Annotated in this window: 13 protein-coding genes and 1 CRISPR repeat array; of the genes, 8 read left to right on the top strand and 5 right to left on the bottom strand. The window is 39.3% G+C overall.

The features are described from left to right. Positions 1-23: 23 nt before the first annotated feature. From pyrR to sppA, 3 genes are all read left to right on the top strand, one after another. On the top strand, positions 24-560 hold the full coding sequence (gene pyrR / locus IQ264_RS15430) for a bifunctional pyr operon transcriptional regulator/uracil phosphoribosyltransferase PyrR (protein WP_193981681.1): 537 nt from the start codon (positions 24-26) through the stop codon (positions 558-560). Positions 561-630: 70 nt separating this feature from the next. After that, entirely contained in the window at positions 631-1,659 is a 1,029-nt protein-coding gene (gene fni, locus IQ264_RS15425; RefSeq protein ID WP_193981680.1) for a type 2 isopentenyl-diphosphate Delta-isomerase, read from the top strand. An 85-nt stretch (positions 1,660-1,744) separates the two neighbouring features. Next, positions 1,745-3,580 (top strand): signal peptide peptidase SppA, encoded by a 1,836-nt coding sequence (gene sppA / locus IQ264_RS15420; protein WP_193981679.1) that lies wholly within the window; start codon positions 1,745-1,747, stop codon positions 3,578-3,580. Positions 3,581-3,650: 70 nt separating this feature from the next. On the opposite strand, the gene IQ264_RS15415 is transcribed toward sppA, so the two are convergent. Beyond that, a complete protein-coding gene (locus tag IQ264_RS15415) occupies positions 3,651-4,343 on the bottom strand; it encodes a metalloregulator ArsR/SmtB family transcription factor (protein WP_322744699.1) in 693 nt (230 codons plus the stop codon). Between the two features lie 108 nt (positions 4,344-4,451). Between IQ264_RS15415 and IQ264_RS15410 the strand changes: the two genes are divergently transcribed. Further along, the gene (locus tag IQ264_RS15410) at positions 4,452-4,715 is read left to right on the top strand and encodes a hypothetical protein (protein ID WP_193981678.1); all 264 of its coding nucleotides are present in this window, start codon (positions 4,452-4,454) and stop codon (positions 4,713-4,715) included. 2 nt (positions 4,716-4,717) lie between these two features. Here IQ264_RS15410 and IQ264_RS15405 read toward each other — a convergent pair whose 3' ends face one another. Next, positions 4,718-5,341 carry a GDYXXLXY domain-containing protein gene (locus IQ264_RS15405; RefSeq protein ID WP_193981677.1) on the bottom strand — a complete coding sequence of 208 codons (624 nt, stop codon included), beginning with the start codon at positions 5,339-5,341 and terminating at the stop codon, positions 4,718-4,720. Between the two features lie 176 nt (positions 5,342-5,517). Beyond that, positions 5,518-6,894, bottom strand: a complete 1,377-nt coding sequence (locus IQ264_RS15400) for a DUF2157 domain-containing protein (RefSeq protein ID WP_193981676.1) — start codon at positions 6,892-6,894, stop codon at positions 5,518-5,520. Between the two features lie 207 nt (positions 6,895-7,101). Here IQ264_RS15400 and IQ264_RS15395 point away from each other — a divergent pair, with 207 nt between their 5' ends. The 4 genes from IQ264_RS15395 to IQ264_RS33445 all read left to right on the top strand — a co-directional run bounded on the left by IQ264_RS15395 (position 7,102) and on the right by IQ264_RS33445 (position 15,096). Then, positions 7,102-8,061: an RsmB/NOP family class I SAM-dependent RNA methyltransferase gene (locus IQ264_RS15395; protein ID WP_193981675.1), complete on the top strand. Its 960-nt coding sequence runs from the start codon at positions 7,102-7,104 to the stop codon at positions 8,059-8,061. A 199-nt stretch (positions 8,062-8,260) separates the two neighbouring features. Next, entirely contained in the window at positions 8,261-9,037 is a 777-nt protein-coding gene (locus IQ264_RS15390; RefSeq protein WP_193981674.1) for a class I SAM-dependent methyltransferase, read from the top strand. A gap of 33 nt (positions 9,038-9,070) precedes the next feature. After that, positions 9,071-9,406 carry a cupin domain-containing protein gene (locus IQ264_RS15385; RefSeq protein WP_193981673.1) on the top strand — a complete coding sequence of 112 codons (336 nt, stop codon included), beginning with the start codon at positions 9,071-9,073 and terminating at the stop codon, positions 9,404-9,406. A gap of 85 nt (positions 9,407-9,491) precedes the next feature. Further along, a CRISPR array of direct repeats spans positions 9,492-14,752; the repeat unit is 37 nt; unit sequence GTTTCAATCCCTGAAAGGGATTAGTAGAAATTCCGAT. Between the two features lie 215 nt (positions 14,753-14,967). After that, positions 14,968-15,096: a hypothetical protein gene (locus IQ264_RS33445; protein WP_265583050.1), complete on the top strand. Its 129-nt coding sequence runs from the start codon at positions 14,968-14,970 to the stop codon at positions 15,094-15,096. A gap of 120 nt (positions 15,097-15,216) precedes the next feature. Here the strand turns inward: IQ264_RS33445 and IQ264_RS15380 are convergent, their stop codons facing one another. Together IQ264_RS15380 and IQ264_RS15375 are read right to left on the bottom strand one after the other, a co-directional pair. Continuing rightward, entirely contained in the window at positions 15,217-15,558 is a 342-nt protein-coding gene (locus IQ264_RS15380; RefSeq protein WP_193981692.1) for a slr1659 superfamily regulator, read from the bottom strand. A 95-nt stretch (positions 15,559-15,653) separates the two neighbouring features. After that, a complete protein-coding gene (locus IQ264_RS15375; protein WP_193981672.1) occupies positions 15,654-16,244 on the bottom strand; it encodes a slr1658 superfamily regulator in 591 nt (196 codons plus the stop codon). Positions 16,245-16,324: the final 80 nt, after the last annotated feature.

The following is a 16,324-nucleotide window of genomic DNA, read 5'->3' as shown; positions in this document are numbered from 1 at the left end:
TACAACTCTAATAGGAGTGCTCAATGAGTGGTAAGGTAATTGAAATACTTTCGGCGGAAGAGGTAAGACGCACTGTTAACCGCATGACTTCTCAGGTGGTGGAAAGGTGTCTTGATTTGTCTAAGTTGGCTTTGTTGGGGATTCAAACTGGGGGTGTGCCTTTGGCGCATTTGATGGCGAAGCAAATTAATTTATTGGAACAAATAGAAGTGCCTGTGGGTGCTTTGGATATTACTTTTTATCGGGATGATTTGGATCGGATTGGAATGCGAGCTCCTTTGAAAACTGAGATTCCTTTTGATGTTTCGGGAAAGACGATCGTACTTGTAGATGATGTAATTTACAAGGGGCGAACTGTTCGTGCTGCATTAAATGCAGTAATTGAATATGGTAGACCAGAATCAATTTTTTTGGCTGTGTTGGTGGATAGGGGACATCGGGAGTTACCCATTCAACCGGATTTTACTGGCAAACAATTACCAACTGCTAAAGAAGAACAGGTGAAAGTTTATGTGCAAGAGTTGGATGGTAAGGATGGGGTAGATTTAATAAAACCTTAGAGCCTGAGTAAAAATTTTAAGGGAATCAGAATTATAATGATGCTATATAGTAATTACATTAGCTAAATTTATGGCAGAAACTCAGGTACGGAAAGCAGACCATTTGCGAATCTGTCTGGAAGAATCTGTACAATTTCAGCAAACAACTAATGGTCTGGAAAAATATAAATTTACTCACTGTTGTTTACCAGAAATTAATCGAGATGAAATAGATTTAACAACTAATTTTTTGGGTAAAAAGTTAGGTGCGCCTTTGCTAATATCTTCGATGACTGGTGGAACAGAATTTGCGGGGGAAATTAATCAAAGGTTGGCAGAAATAGCGCAACATTATAAAATTGCAATGGGTGTAGGTTCCCAAAGGGTAGCGGTCGAAGATCCGCAGGTGGGGAAAACTTTTGCGGTGCGATCGCACGCCCCAGATGCACTTTTATTCGCTAACTTGGGGGCTGTACAATTAAACTATAAATATGGCATCGATCAATGTGAAAAAGTCATTGATTTATTAGCCGCAGATGCCTTAATTTTACATTTAAATCCATTGCAAGAATGCGTCCAAACGAAAGGAGATACTAACTTTCGCGGATTGTTAGACAAAATCGCTAAGTTGTGTAAAAAATTGCCTGTACCTGTAATCGCCAAAGAAGTCGGTAATGGAATTTCTGGAGAAATGGCACAAAAGTTAATTGATGCGGGTGTAGCTGCCATTGATGTGGCTGGCGCGGGTGGTACTTCTTGGGCGAAAGTGGAAAGTGAAAGGGCAAAAGATCCCATGCAGCGACGTTTAGGGCAAACTTTTACGGATTGGGGCATCCCTACTGCGGAATGTATTGTTAGCATCCGCGATGTTGCGCCTGATGTACCTTTGATTGCTTCTGGGGGCTTGCGAGATGGCGTGGAGGTAGCGAAAGCGATCGCACTCGGCGCAGATCTCGCAGGTCTAGCAATGCCCTTTTTGCAAGCTGCCGCTGTCTCAGAAGCAGCATTACATGAACTAGTGCAGGTGTTAATCGCAGAGATTACCACAGTGTTGTTTTGTACAGGCAATGCTACTCTCAAAGATTTGAAACACTCAAAATCCTTAAAAAGATTAGGATAGTGTTTAGTAGTTGGTAGTAGTCGTTGCTAGCAAAACAGCTAACAACTAACAACTAACGACTAATCACTAACAATTGACGACTAAAATGCGTGATTTTTTCAAATACACCTTTGCCAGTTTCCTTGGTATTCTGATATTCTTTGGTCTGGGTACTGGAGGATTAATTTTCTTGCTGATTTCAGCAGCAATTAAAGATACCGGGCCACAAGTAAAAGATAAATCAGTTTTAGTTTTTGACTTATCAACTAAAATTACTGATACTAACCCCGGCTCAGGTACAGGTGAATTTTTACAAAAAGCTGTATCAGGAGAAAGAGACAATGCACTGACTCTCCGCACAGTTTTAGAAACAATTAATAAAGCAGCAGCAGATAAACGAATTGTCGCTATTTATTTAGATGGCAATGGCGAATCAGACTCAGGAATTTCAGGTTTTGCTACTCTCAAAGAAGTGAGAAGAGCACTAGAAAACTTCAAAGCTACCGGGAAAAAGATTATTGCTTATGATTTAGATTGGGATGAACCAAATTATTATTTAGGCTCAGTCGCAAACACCCTAATAGTTAATCCGATGGGTGCGGTGGAAGTCAATGGCTTGCGTTCAGAAACCATGTTTCTTAGTGGTGCTTTAGAGAAATATGGTATTGGAGTACAGATACTGCGAGTTGGTAAATATAAATCAGCGGTAGAACCATTTATTCTCAAAGAATTTAGTTCAGAGAACCGTCAACAAACGCAAAGATTATTAAACGATATTTGGGGTGATTTCCGCGCTACAGTGGGCAAAAGTCGCCAATTAACTCCGCAACAAATTCAGGCGATCGCAGACAATAAAAGTTTGCTAATAGCGACAGAAGCCCAAAAAAGTCGCCTAGTAGATAAAGTAGCTTATTTCGACGAGGTAATAACTGACTTAAAAAAACTGACTGGTAGTGATGATGAAGATGAAAAAACTTTTCGCCAAATTAGCCTGAACACTTATGCCAGAGTTCCGGCTAACGAAGTCGGTCAAGAACGGACATCAAAAAATAAAATTGCTATTGTTTATGCTGAAGGAGAAATTGTCAGTGGACAAGGAACTTTAAGGCAGGTGGGAGGCGATCGCATTGCCAGCCAACTACGCCAACTACGGCAAAATAAAGATGTCAAAGCAGTAATTTTACGGGTTAATAGTCCTGGTGGTAGTGCTAGTGCTTCTGAGATTATTCAAAGAGAAGTAAAATTAACTCGTCAGGTGAAACCAGTAGTAGTTTCAATGGGGAATTATGCTGCTTCTGGTGGTTATTGGATTTCCACTTATGCCAATCGAATTTTTGCCGAAACAAACACGATTACTGGTTCTATTGGTGTGTTTGGAATCTTACCAAACTTGCAAAAATTAGCTAATAATAATGGCGTGACTTGGGATGTGGTAAAAACTGGTCGTTTTGCTGATTCCCAAACTGTGGCTCGTCCGAAAAACCCGCAAGAATTAGCAATTTACCAAACCTCAGTAAACCTGATTTACTATCAGTTTGTTGGTAAAGTTGCAGATTCCCGTAAGCTACCACCTACCAGAGTTCAAGAAATTGCCCAAGGACGAGTTTGGTCAGGTTTAGCAGCAAAACAAATTGGTTTAGTGGATGAAATTGGTGGCATCAATGAGGCAGTTAAATATGCTGCTAAAGAAGCAAAACTAGGTGATGATTGGGAGCTAAAACAATTTGGTAGAAGTGGTTCTTTAGAAGAACGAATATTCAAAAATTTGTTTAGCTATGCACCAAGTATTTCTAGTGAAGAACAGCCAGTAAATACTGTGATGAAGTTTGGCCCTTTTGCGGAAACTTATCAATATTTAAAGGAGGAATTGCAAGTTTTATCCAACCTCAACGATCCGCTTAATATTTATGCTCGATTACCTTATAATTTGCGGATTGATTAGTTAGTTAAGAGGTAGTGGGTAGTGGGTAATTGGTAGTTGGTAATCTACCCACACTAACAATTACCCAAAACTAGATTTTTTTAATTAAATAAGCACAACGTCGATCGCCCTGCAAAATATGTTCTACTCTTTGAATAGAAACTTGTGCGCCTAATAAAGTGCGAAAAACTTCTAATTCGGAATGGCATAATAACTGACAACTGCTAGCAGCCGATCGCACAGGACAGTGATTTTCTACTAACAATAAGGCATCATCGGCTTGAGAAATGACTTCCGTCATATAGCCTTCTCGATCTCGTAAATGGGCGATCGCTTTTACCTTTTGCGCCCAATCTTTGCCTTTAGCAATCTCAACACTTCTAGCCGTGTAAGCTTGAATTTGTCGCCCAGCGCGTTCCGCCAAAAGTTTTTCTAATCCAGCAGTGCCAAAAACTGTTTCGACTCCCCGCAACAAATCGACCATTAGATCGGCATGACTATCGGGAAACTCGCTGGTGGAATGTTCTGTCAAATGCCAAAGCTTAACCGGACGACCTTGAGGGCGGCGTTCTTCGTAGTATGTCACCAATTTTTCAGTTCGCAGTACTTGTAAATGTTGGCGGACAGCCATTGGCGATATTCCCAGCTGTTTGGCAATGGTGGTGGCAGTTTGCGCCCCCTGCATTTTCAAGAAGTAAAGGATTTGATCTTTAGATTTTTGTCGTTCCTCCATGTTTTCAACCAGATAATTATCAGTTTTGCTTATATTAAAACGGTTTTTCACGGTGTTAACTTTAGATTTGCTAATAAAAGAACGATAACATTTATCAGTTTTAAGGGCAGAATATATTAAGCGGAATTAGACAAGTAGTTTAAAAAATTACATCTTTCTATGGATAGAAAAAAGCAACGCCCACAAGTTAAAAAAGCTAATCGCTTCTTCTTATATATTTTGGCGTGCAGCACAGTGGGTGTGGTGTTGGGAGGAACTGCTAGCTGGGCAGAAAGCAATCGTTGTTGGCTAGCAGATTCGCCCAGCAAACAGTGCATAACTCAAAGTCCTCTGATGTCAACCATCCAAGGTATGAGTACAGGGTTAATTGCCGGAATGGGTGCGGGACTTGGTGCGACTTGGCAAATGAAGCGTGACGAGTAGTTTTAAAAACGGTAGTTGCGATCGCGCACCCACAAACTAACAGGGACTGAGTTACCTTGAGCATCTACTTTCACTTCTACAACAAAGGGTAAAGGTTTTCGTTGCGATCGCTCAATTCCTGTTTGCGCCTGACTAATATCTTTGTTGAACTGTTCCCTCCGATCTTCGGGGAAATAGTAATTTTCCAATCCATAATTAATCGTACCGTAACGTAATCGACCTTTAAGAGCAACTTGGTTAGCAGGTAAATTAGTTGGTGGGGAAGCACTTACAGCAATAGGTTTCCAAGGTTGAGGACGACCGGAAGAAGTTTGTTCTGGGGGTGCTTCTAGAATCACATACAAGTTTAAATTTTCCCTTTTTTCCTTATTTAACTTGTTCCAACCTGGTAACTTTTCCAAAGTTTGCGATCGGGAAATATCATAAGTCAGAGTTTGAGAATAACCGCGTAATAAGTCGTAAGGATCAACTGGTACAGTTTGCAAAATAGCAGTTTTTCCGGTTAAATGAACCAAAATAGCTTGAGCAGGAATAGCCACTATTAACGCCGTTTGAAAAGCCAAAGGTAGCCAAAATCTCCAAGAACGGACAGTAGGAGAAATTTCCGAATTATTATTAGTATTCATCTGTGTTCATCTGTGTTTATCTGTGGATATCTGTGGTAAAAAAAATCCTAAGTTTATAGGAATTACCCTCTCTCTGCCTGAAACTTAGATCCCCCCTAGCCCCCCTTACCAAGGGGGGAATTTAACAGAGCCCCCTTGGTAAGGGGGTTGGGGGATCTCAGTGCGTAAGTCCTAGTTTATTGTTCAGGATTAAAGTTTCTGAGATAACGTTCAAACCAGAGTCCGGCAGCAATAATACCAACACCGCAAAGGAATAAAACAAAGGCTTTAAATAACAAATTGGTGTCATATTCTAACATTCGGCTAGCAATTTGTAATGTCAGCAATATTATGCCACCCCAAAATCCGCGCCTTTCACCTGTTGCTAAAGCTTCGCGAATTAAACCAGCAGCCAGAATAAATAAAACAGCGTTGAAAACAAAGATAGCGAATGCGGAAATAGGGGCGATGTTGAGATGAAATAACAGGACAAATGCTGCGATCGCAATCATGCTACCAACAACCGCAGTAATTCGATCCATCCGTTGCCCTAAATGTAGCCATTGCCAAATTGTAAGTACCCAAAAGAAGATGACATTTATGAGTAATAAAACATCGTTTGGATTGAATTGTTTAACTAGACTTGGCTGTGTATCATTCCAAACAAATTGGAAAGAAAACATATAATATAACACTGCCAAAAAAGTTAAGGTCAAATTCCTTGCTATGATTTGAAACGGCTTACTTGAGGAATCATCAATTAATCTAAATCGCCAAAAATTATCATCATATCCCCATAATAAAGCTGGAGGTAAAACAAAAGCAGTGGTACTAATTAACGATGCTAAAAATTTATTGGGAAACTCGATTTGAGTTAAGGTTATTTCCAGAGACACAATGATTAAGATTGCACTGATACCGAATAACCAACGCGATCGACACCAATAGGCTAACGGAATAAACATCAAACTTGCTAACAGTGGCATATTTTGTAAAACCAACTTCAACCAAGAAAAATCTTCTAATCCAGACAGTTCAAAAAATCCCCACCAATAGCCAATTCCGATTAACAAAGTTGACAAAATTCCCAACAAAGTTAGACGCAAACTATAAGCCATTGCCAACACACCAATTCCCCAAACTATGTATAATCCAGCAGGGGAACCACTTTGGTGAAACATTTGCGCCATTAGTGCCATATTTGCACCTAATATTAGCGCCCCTAAAAATAACAATCCCCGACCCAAACGATTTTGCCATTGTTCAGTAGGATATCGCCATAAATAAAAACCAGCAATATTCACCCCTACAAATACACTCAGTAATAGAAAAACCCGCAATTCTCTTGACCAATCTTGCCAATTTGCCGCAACAAAAGTAATAACAGCCAACCCTAAAAGCAGACTTCCTAAGCCAATGAGAATGACAATAAATCTATTGCGAGCAGAAGTATCAAGGGTATTAAATTGATAGCGTTGGGATAATAGTTCATATTGCGACTCATTAATTAACCCCTCAGCTTGCCATGTTTTAGCCTCTTGACGTAACTGGTGACGAAACTTATCTGAAACCATACAACCATCCTAAATAAATAATAAACTCCTCCATCTCTTTCCTCTGCGTCCTCTGCGCCTGGAGCGGTTCAAAAAAATCTCATCTTTCCAACTAAAAGAAGATTCTTATAGACACATTCCAGTCTAAAATATAACTGGCATAGATTTAGTTTAACTAGCTAATCTGTGTTTTTGACTTAAATAGGACAGTTTGTATAACGTCACTATATGGAAAAAACTCCTAACTTACTAATTAAACTTAGTCGCCGTTTATTTACAGATACCAATTTACAGGAAAAATTTGTTACAGCATTATCTCAACCTCAACCTTTTAATCCTTGCATTCTTTGGTGTCGAGAAAAACTAGATGAATTGCCTTTTTTGGTTGAAACTCCCACTGATTGGCAACCAGAATTTATTGATAGATTAACTTTAGATAGCAAACCGGGTCAATCTCCTTTACATAATCAAGGTTATTATTACTGCTTAGATTTTTCTTCGGTGTTTGCTGCTTCTGTTCTGTTAACAATTACCTCTCCGGTAAAGGTAGTTTTTGATATGTGTGCTGCGCCGGGAGGAAAGGGAATTTTTGCTTGGCGAGTTTTCCAACCAGAATTATTAATTAGTAATGAGGTAATTGGTAAACGGTTGGGAATGTTAATTTCTAATTTAAAACGTTGCCAAATTCAGCCATCTATTGTAATGAATAGAGACTCTAGTGTTTTAGCAGAAAATTTTGCTCGAACTAGCGATCTAGTGATAGTTGATGCTCCTTGTACAGGGCAATCTTTGTTAGCGAAAGGTGAAAAAGCTGTGGGTTGTTTCCACCCAGCTAATATTAATCAATGTGCGAATAGGCAAAAAAGAATTATTGCTAATTCGACAAAAATTGTCGCACCTCAAGGGTATTTAGCTTATATGACTTGTACTTATTCGCCGGAAGAAAATGAGGAAGTGTGTCAATGGTTAATTAAGAAGTTTCCTCATTTTCAGGCGATCGAGGTTGAGCATTTACGGAATTATCGATCGCACTTAACCACCATACCCTGTTACCGAATTTTTCCTCAAGATAGGTTAGGCGCTGGTGCGTTTACAGCATTGTTTAAAAATACAGAAGAGGGAACAGTAAATCATCTATTTCCAGATGTTTTGGAAAATTTTTGTGTTACTCAGCTTCGCCCTGAATAGCTTTTTCGTTCCCAGGTTCAACCTGGGAACGAGAGAAGGGAGGTTCAACCTCCCCTACTGCAAAATCTGAGTTTAATTCTAGGGCATTTATTAATTTGCAGAAAATGTTGCCAGAGAGAATAGGAAACTTGATCTAAGTCAAAGATCTAATTGTACGTTTTTGGCAAACTAAAGCTAAGACAGAAAGAGGGTTGCCAAGATGACTCAGACAACAATCAATTTACAAACTGCACCTGGACATCAGGTGTTAGCAGCAGCAGGCAAGAAAATTTTGCGTCCGGGCGGAAAATCTGCGACAGAACAACTATTTAAATGGGCAAATTTTCAACCTGATGAGACTGTTTTAGAATTAGCTTCTAGTTTTGGATATAGCGCGATCGCACTTGCCCAACGCTTTGGTGTCAAAGTAGTAGGTGTAGAAAAAAATCCTGCCAGTGTAGCCCGTGCGCGTGCTAATATTCAGGCTGCTGGTTTAACAGATAAAATTACAATTATTGAAGGAGATATTTTCCACTTAGAAGCAATTTCTGGACAGTTTGATTATGTATTTGCTGAAGCAATCTTATCAATGCAATCAGCACCCGGAAAAGTAAACATTTTAAATGGAATTTATAACAAACTAAAACCAGGTGGTAAATTTCTGTCTCATGAAATGTTAGCTAATAACAGAGAAACAGAAATTCATGAAGAATTAGCCAGAGTCATCAGAAGTAATACATCACCTTTATCTCAGGCAAATTGGATCGCTAGTTTTGCTAATGCTGGATTAGAAGTTAAACAGCATCAAACTGGCAGTATGGCATTACTCAACCTGCGACGAATGATTCAGGATGAAGGATTATTTAGTACCGCTAAAATTCTTTGGAATGTTGTAAGTAATTCGCAAATTCGCCAACGAATTCTAGCCATGCACCGCATTTTTCAAAAATACCAGCAAGATTTAGGTTACATCGTTTTAGTCGCTCAAAAAAATTAACTAGCAACTCATCAATTACTACAGGCAAAAACTATGACTTCTACAAATTTAGCAACCTCATCTTTTGTAGCTCAACTTAAAGAACAAATTGAATATCCTAATGGAGGAGTATTAAGTAAAGTTTTGCTCAAGGACAATAACTGTCAGTACACACTGTTTTGTCTGGCGGGTGGCACAGAAATTTCAGAACATACTGCCACTCGCAACGCTACAATTAATGTGATTGAAGGCAAGGGAATTCTCACTTTAGAAGGGGAAGATATTACTTTAGAACCAGGTGTTTTTGTGTTTATGCCTGCTCATGCTCCCCACGCTTTAAAAACTGAGGAAAATTTAGCATTCTTACTCACACTTTCTGAGACAAAATAAACTAATCAATTTACAGGAAATTTTCTGTTGTCTGTTATGATTCTTGGCGGGGAAGGGGTAAATAAAGAATTTTCCCTTACCCTGTCCCTCATTCCCTGATAGGGATTAGTTGAAATTCCGATTTGCGAGAGATTGAGCAATCGCACCTGGCCTACGTGGGGTTTCAATCCCTGAAAGGGATTAGTAGAAATTCCGATTGCTACTTCCAATCTTTTTAGCCATTGGAGCCAAGAGTTTCAATCCCTGAAAGGGATTAGTAGAAATTCCGATCGATTGGGCTAAGCAGATGGGCGCGATTTATCTTTCGTTTCAATCCCTGAAAGGGATTAGTAGAAATTCCGATCGTGTTTTATGTTCGGGAGAGTTATGCCTTTGGTGTTTCAATCCCTGAAAGGGATTAGTTGAAATTCCGATAAAAGGCACTGCTGACGTTTTGGATTTAAAAGCTTTAGTTTCAATCCCTGAAAGGGATTAGTTGAAATTCCGATTCCACTGGCTCTCCATACGCACGTCCAGACGCTCGTTTCAATCCCTGAAAGGGATTAGTAGAAATTCCGATCTTTCATCAGCCTTTGTCTTGAAGAAGGAGTAAGTTTCAATCCCTGAAAGGGATTAGTAGAAATTCCGATAAGGTAAAAAGCTATGGCGAAAGCAATTGCACCCGTTTCAATCCCTGAAAGGGATTAGTAGAAATTCCGATCTCGCTCTCTCTTCTCTCTTCTCTCCTCTCCCTAAGTTTCAATCCCTGAAAGGGATTAGTAGAAATTCCGATGAGCTTAGTTTGGAAAATCAAGTTCCTGGCCTTTCGATGAGTTTCAATCCCTGAAAGGGATTAGTAGAAATTCCGATCAAAGTTGATTTCATCTAGATCGATCGCTGGCTGTACTTTGTTTCAATCCCTGAAAGGGATTAGTAGAAATTCCGATTCGATCGCATACGCAGAGTAGAAGAAGAAAATCAAGCGTTTCAATCCCTGAAAGGGATTAGTAGAAATTCCGATTCTGCTGATTGAAGCGAACAGGCTTCTGATATTCGTTTCAATCCCTGAAAGGGATTAGTAGAAATTCCGATGCCATTCATCAGCATGGAAATATTAGGTTACTGAGGGATTTGTTTCAATCCCTGAAAGGGATTAGTAGAAATTCCGATTTCCGATCATAATTTGGCTTCCTGAAGATCCTGGATTTAAAGAGTTTCAATCCCTGAAAGGGATTAGTAGAAATTCCGATGTGTTGCTTGTTTCTGTTTCTAATTCATCCGAATTGTCGTTTCAATCCCTGAAAGGGATTAGTAGAAATTCCGATAATCGTCCATCTTTTCTAATAGTCATAGTAAGCAAAATGTTTCAATCCCTGAAAGGGATTAGTAGAAATTCCGATCAGCATCTACAAAGAATAAATCCTTAAATTTGCAGTTTCAATCCCTGAAAGGGATTAGTAGAAATTCCGATCTTCCCTGACTCATCATTTTGGAATTTTCGGCATGGGTTTCAATCCCTGAAAGGGATTAGTAGAAATTCCGATTTCTTCTAAAAAATATGCAGTTATTCGATCAGGTGTTTCAATCCCTGAAAGGGATTAGTAGAAATTCCGATTGACTTGCTTAACGTTTTTCAGATTGTCGTTTGGCGTTTCAATCCCTGAAAGGGATTAGTAGAAATTCCGATAAGCGATGATGCGATGGCTCTGATGCACAGTTGGTTTCAATCCCTGAAAGGGATTAGTAGAAATTCCGATCCCCTGCAAAACCTTATGCCACCCATAAACTATTACGGTTTCAATCCCTGAAAGGGATTAGTAGAAATTCCGATTTTGTGGCTATAGATAAGTTATTCAATGCTTAAGTTTCAATCCCTGAAAGGGATTAGTAGAAATTCCGATTTCGATCGCAATTCCCCAGTGAGTGATTTGGAGAGGTTTCAATCCCTGAAAGGGATTAGTAGAAATTCCGATAAAGCGGCTCCCAACCATTTCAACAAAAAATAGCTAAGTTTCAATCCCTGAAAGGGATTAGTAGAAATTCCGATTCCCGTTGTCTATCGATGAGTTTGTAAAAGAAATCGTTTCAATCCCTGAAAGGGATTAGTAGAAATTCCGATCCAAATAATTGGATAAGCTAAAATTGCAAAAATCCAGTTTCAATCCCTGAAAGGGATTAGTAGAAATTCCGATCTGCAACCCAGAAAGTACAGTTCTGAGCGCATCTTATATTTGTTTCAATCCCTGAAAGGGATTAGTAGAAATTCCGATGCGATCGCAGCTTAAGCCTGTGAGAAGTGCGATCGCGTTTCAATCCCTGAAAGGGATTAGTAGAAATTCCGATGGTTTATGGACAAATGAAACGACTCCCTAGAATTCGTTTCAATCCCTGAAAGGGATTAGTAGAAATTCCGATTTTACTGTGGCATATTGGGCAGTAAATCATCGTTTTGTTTCAATCCCTGAAAGGGATTAGTAGAAATTCCGATACGAGTAGCGGTGCCCAAGCCTCTTCAATCCCGGTGTGGAATGTTTCAATCCCTGAAAGGGATTAGTAGAAATTCCGATAACCGATCGGCCTACCCGTTGGAGCATCCGCAGCATAGCAGTTTCAATCCCTGAAAGGGATTAGTAGAAATTCCGATGCTAGCCCTGATTATGGGGGCCCGGATGCTATTAGGTTTCAATCCCTGAAAGGGATTAGTAGAAATTCCGATATTAGACTCAGACTCGAAAACCCAAATAACACCAGGTTTCAATCCCTGAAAGGGATTAGTAGAAATTCCGATGCTTTACCTCCCCCCGCCCCGTCCCCCTGTGGTAATTGTTTCAATCCCTGAAAGGGATTAGTAGAAATTCCGATTTGGCATCAATCTTAGTTTCGGGTGGTTGAGCGTCTGGTTTCAATCCCTGAAAGGGATTAGTAGAAATTCCGATGAATCATCCCATTTCCTTGGGAATGGATGCGACTACGTTTCAATCCCTGAAAGGGATTAGTAGAAATTCCGATGCTAAGACATCGCTGTTTGATTATCTGGTTTGAATCTGTTTCAATCCCTGAAAGGGATTAGTAGAAATTCCGATTTGATTCTGGTTCAAGTAGATTTTCTTTATCTGATTTGAGTTTCAATCCCTGAAAGGGATTAGTAGAAATTCCGATTCTCAATACTTTGTATCGCAAATATGAATTTTTGTTTCAATCCCTGAAAGGGATTAGTAGAAATTCCGATAAGAGTAAGAGAATACTTCAATGACATTGATTTGGTTTCAATCCCTGAAAGGGATTAGTAGAAATTCCGATTGGACAATGAAGAAAAATTGAATGAAGCTTTAAAAGTTTCAATCCCTGAAAGGGATTAGTAGAAATTCCGATCGTCAGGGGAAAGTAGCAAGTCTTTCGCTCTCTGTTTCAATCCCTGAAAGGGATTAGTAGAAATTCCGATGAAATCGTTTCTTTTGTTGTTACTGTGTATATTTCGATGTTTCAATCCCTGAAAGGGATTAGTAGAAATTCCGATAAAGATTAGAGATCTTGTCGATTCGGAAATTCTTCAGTTTCAATCCCTGAAAGGGATTAGTAGAAATTCCGATGATAAACTTGCGCCAGGATAATCGCACGGGTTCTCAGTTTCAATCCCTGAAAGGGATTAGTAGAAATTCCGATCGTCTTCCACAAGCTTCCCTCGTTTCGGCTACTACGTTTCAATCCCTGAAAGGGATTAGTAGAAATTCCGATTTTAGTGAACATATCGGCTAAATAATGGGAAGTATAGCCAATGTTTCAATCCCTGAAAGGGATTAGTAGAAATTCCGATAATACCACCGATGTTGGTCACAGCCGCGACGGTCGTCCGGTGTTTCAATCCCTGAAAGGGATTAGTAGAAATTCCGATCTGTTGCCCCAACATCTTTTACTCCGATACTGCCGTTTCAATCCCTGAAAGGGATTAGTAGAAATTCCGATCCAAAAGCAAAGATTGCCGCCTTAAAAGCGATCGCACAGTTTCAATCCCTGAAAGGGATTAGTAGAAATTCCGATTCCTATCCACCAAGGTTCAATTCGCAAACTGTTTATATGGTTTCAATCCCTGAAAGGGATTAGTAGAAATTCCGATCCTTATATTGCGGTGGTATCTCAGTCATATTTCTAAAAATAGTTTCAATCCCTGAAAGGGATTAGTAGAAATTCCGATCCCAGACCCAAAGCAAAGGCCAGCGAAGCCCAGGAGCCGGGTTTCAATCCCTGAAAGGGATTAGTAGAAATTCCGATATGGGTCTTCTTGGGAATTGTTGTTTGGTAAAAAGTTTCAATCCCTGAAAGGGATTAGTAGAAATTCCGATCGTAACTACATTTAGGGCAGCGCCGGAGGAATACGTTTCAATCCCTGAAAGGGATTAGTAGAAATTCCGATTATCTATTAATGCCATTTCAGATTTAGAAGGAATTGTTTCAATCCCTGAAAGGGATTAGTAGAAATTCCGATTAAGACCAAAGTAAGTGATTGATGTTTACTTTGGTCTTTAGTTTCAATCCCTGAAAGGGATTAGTAGAAATTCCGATGTTTGGGAATGTAAGTCATATTACAAATATTTTGTGGCTGTTTCAATCCCTGAAAGGGATTAGTAGAAATTCCGATTAGATGTCAGTACAACACGAGGCATACATTCATGTTTCAATCCCTGAAAGGGATTAGTAGAAATTCCGATGTATAGTTGGTAGACGCTAAAAAGGGCAGCTACCCCAAGTTTCAATCCCTGAAAGGGATTAGTAGAAATTCCGATGCGCTAGCCTTACCTTGGTCGTCCACTGGCAAGTCGTGTTTCAATCCCTGAAAGGGATTAGTAGAAATTCCGATCCATTCTGAAAAATTAGGAGGTAAACCCATAAATCTTGTTTCAATCCCTGAAAGGGATTAGTAGAAATTCCGATTAGAGGAAGCACTGTATCGATATTTCGCCAATAAAAATCCTGTTTCAATCCCTGAAAGGGATTAGTAGAAATTCCGATGATATTATTGCAAAAAAGAATGTAGGATTTTAAGGTTTCAATCCCTGAAAGGGATTAGTAGAAATTCCGATTATATTTGATTCGCCGCAAGATATCATAATCACTGCTGGTTTCAATCCCTGAAAGGGATTAGTAGAAATTCCGATACGTTTACACCAATCACTACCTGCTCAATGATGGTGTTTCAATCCCTGAAAGGGATTAGTAGAAATTCCGATACTATCAAAGGCGGTTATCGCTCCGGCTGCACTTGTTTCAATCCCTGAAAGGGATTAGTAGAAATTCCGATCGTAAGTTCCACTGCTCTAAGGGTGTAGGCAGAGGTTTCAATCCCTGAAAGGGATTAGTAGAAATTCCGATAGCAAGACCCTAGAAACCTTAATATATTTACTTTTCGAGGTGCAATTGCGCGAGTCAATAATTAAAATACGGTTTTAGCCACTACCTTGTCAAGCAGAGAAACAAGCCAAAAGCCACAAATCCAAGCATAGAAAGCATTTCAGACTTTGCGCGGAACCGATCGCCACCACAACAAAACTCAAACACTTGCCCAGTAAAGACTTCAGCCGCCAAAAATGAACCAAGAAAAAAAACACCTACCAATCCGCGCCAAAGCTTCAATCAGTCCCTTTTCTCGATCGGGAAATTTCTCAGTCGAGTTTTTGACTCTCTCTTACATAATAGCGATCGGTAAAGCTGATTAATTAATGAATTCCTTACTCCCTCTCTAAATCCCAGTCCCCAGTCCCCAGTCCCCTTCCACTCCTGTTTTCCACCACAAGTAAGAGAGGTTGACTACTGCTCTTTTATCTCCCATGCGAGCATTAACTAAATTCTAGTTTAATTCCTGGCATCAAGCGTTGTAAATTCTTTAAAGATTTGGTCTGCCAAAGAATTTTATCTGACCCTCGTAAAACTAGATTTACATTACCTTTTTCTCGTACCTTGATCACAAACATAGAAAGCATACTAATTCCTGAACTATTAAGAAATTCCAATTCTCGCAAATTAATTGTAAAATTAGGAGTTTCTTCAATCACATTCATCAACAATTCCATTACTGGTCTATATTCCTCCATTCCAGCCAATCGCAGGAAGCCTCGAAAAAACACAGTTGATGTTTCTGGATTATGCCATATTTGGTAGTCATCTGTTTTTATTTCCAGCAATTGTCTACACCTCACCAAAGTAATAGTATTTATTTGCTATTTTTATAGCCTTTATATTTTCGTTATTAAAAATTATATATTAAAGAATTAGTTTAAATATCAAAACGTGCTATGACATTTACATGAACTATTCTTAAATCTTGCTGTAAGTAGTCAAACTTCCAACCTAATCGCGCCGAGTAATCATTAATCATAGTTAATAAACCAATGTTAGATTCTCCAGTTCCCAATGCAGTTTTTTCTAGTTGGCGGGTATAGAGTTCATCGGGATCGGAATCTAACAGTTCGTGGATAAATTTTTGATATTTTTCCACAGTTATTTCCTGGGCGTAATTACTAACTATAAAAATCAATTCTTGTTCATACAAATATAGGGTAATAGTAATCGGTAAATTGGCAGAGCGATCGCTGTATTTAACCGCATTCTCCAAAAGCTCATTAGCAATATAACTGACTATACTTTTAATTGTATTTTTCCGATTAATTTTGTTTTCAGAAATCGCATCACCAGGAAAAAAAGCAGCGAAATAGTCGCCCAAAAAGTCTGCCGAAATACCATTGTGTTCCCAGTGACGCTTTCGCGCCGCCGAGGTAGGAGAAAAATTCAAGGTGAGATAGTCATTACTAACAGGGATTTCTTCTAGGAATTCTCCAAATATCTGAACTTTAGAAGATTGAGCCATAATTTATCAGAACTTACACACTTAAGGAAAACTTTGCACTTGACCTTACGATTTTACTAATTTTTCGCCAAAAGTAACTA

Source organism: [Phormidium] sp. LEGE 05292 (assembly GCF_015207735.1).
In the GTDB taxonomy this organism is placed as follows: domain Bacteria; phylum Cyanobacteriota; class Cyanobacteriia; order Cyanobacteriales; family Aerosakkonemataceae; genus Floridanema.
This window is presented reverse-complemented; position numbering and strand designations above follow the sequence as displayed.

Excerpts from the sequence above, each read along its gene's own strand:
- IQ264_RS15405 (WP_193981677.1), bottom strand. The coding sequence starts at position 5,341 with ATGAATACTAATAATAATTCGGAAATTTCTCCTACTGTCCGTTCTTGG.
- IQ264_RS15400 (WP_193981676.1), bottom strand. The coding sequence starts at position 6,894 with ATGGTTTCAGATAAGTTTCGTCACCAGTTACGTCAAGAGGCTAAAACA.
- fni (WP_193981680.1), top strand. The coding sequence starts at position 631 with ATGGCAGAAACTCAGGTACGGAAAGCAGACCATTTGCGAATCTGTCTG.
- IQ264_RS15390 (WP_193981674.1), top strand. The coding sequence starts at position 8,261 with ATGACTCAGACAACAATCAATTTACAAACTGCACCTGGACATCAGGTG.
- IQ264_RS15385 (WP_193981673.1), top strand. The coding sequence starts at position 9,071 with ATGACTTCTACAAATTTAGCAACCTCATCTTTTGTAGCTCAACTTAAA.
- IQ264_RS33445 (WP_265583050.1), top strand. The coding sequence starts at position 14,968 with ATGAACCAAGAAAAAAAACACCTACCAATCCGCGCCAAAGCTTCAATC.
- pyrR (WP_193981681.1), top strand. The coding sequence starts at position 24 with ATGAGTGGTAAGGTAATTGAAATACTTTCGGCGGAAGAGGTAAGACGC.
- IQ264_RS15375 (WP_193981672.1), bottom strand. The coding sequence starts at position 16,244 with ATGGCTCAATCTTCTAAAGTTCAGATATTTGGAGAATTCCTAGAAGAA.
- sppA (WP_193981679.1), top strand. The coding sequence starts at position 1,745 with ATGCGTGATTTTTTCAAATACACCTTTGCCAGTTTCCTTGGTATTCTG.
- IQ264_RS15410 (WP_193981678.1), top strand. The coding sequence starts at position 4,452 with ATGGATAGAAAAAAGCAACGCCCACAAGTTAAAAAAGCTAATCGCTTC.
- IQ264_RS15395 (WP_193981675.1), top strand. The coding sequence starts at position 7,102 with ATGGAAAAAACTCCTAACTTACTAATTAAACTTAGTCGCCGTTTATTT.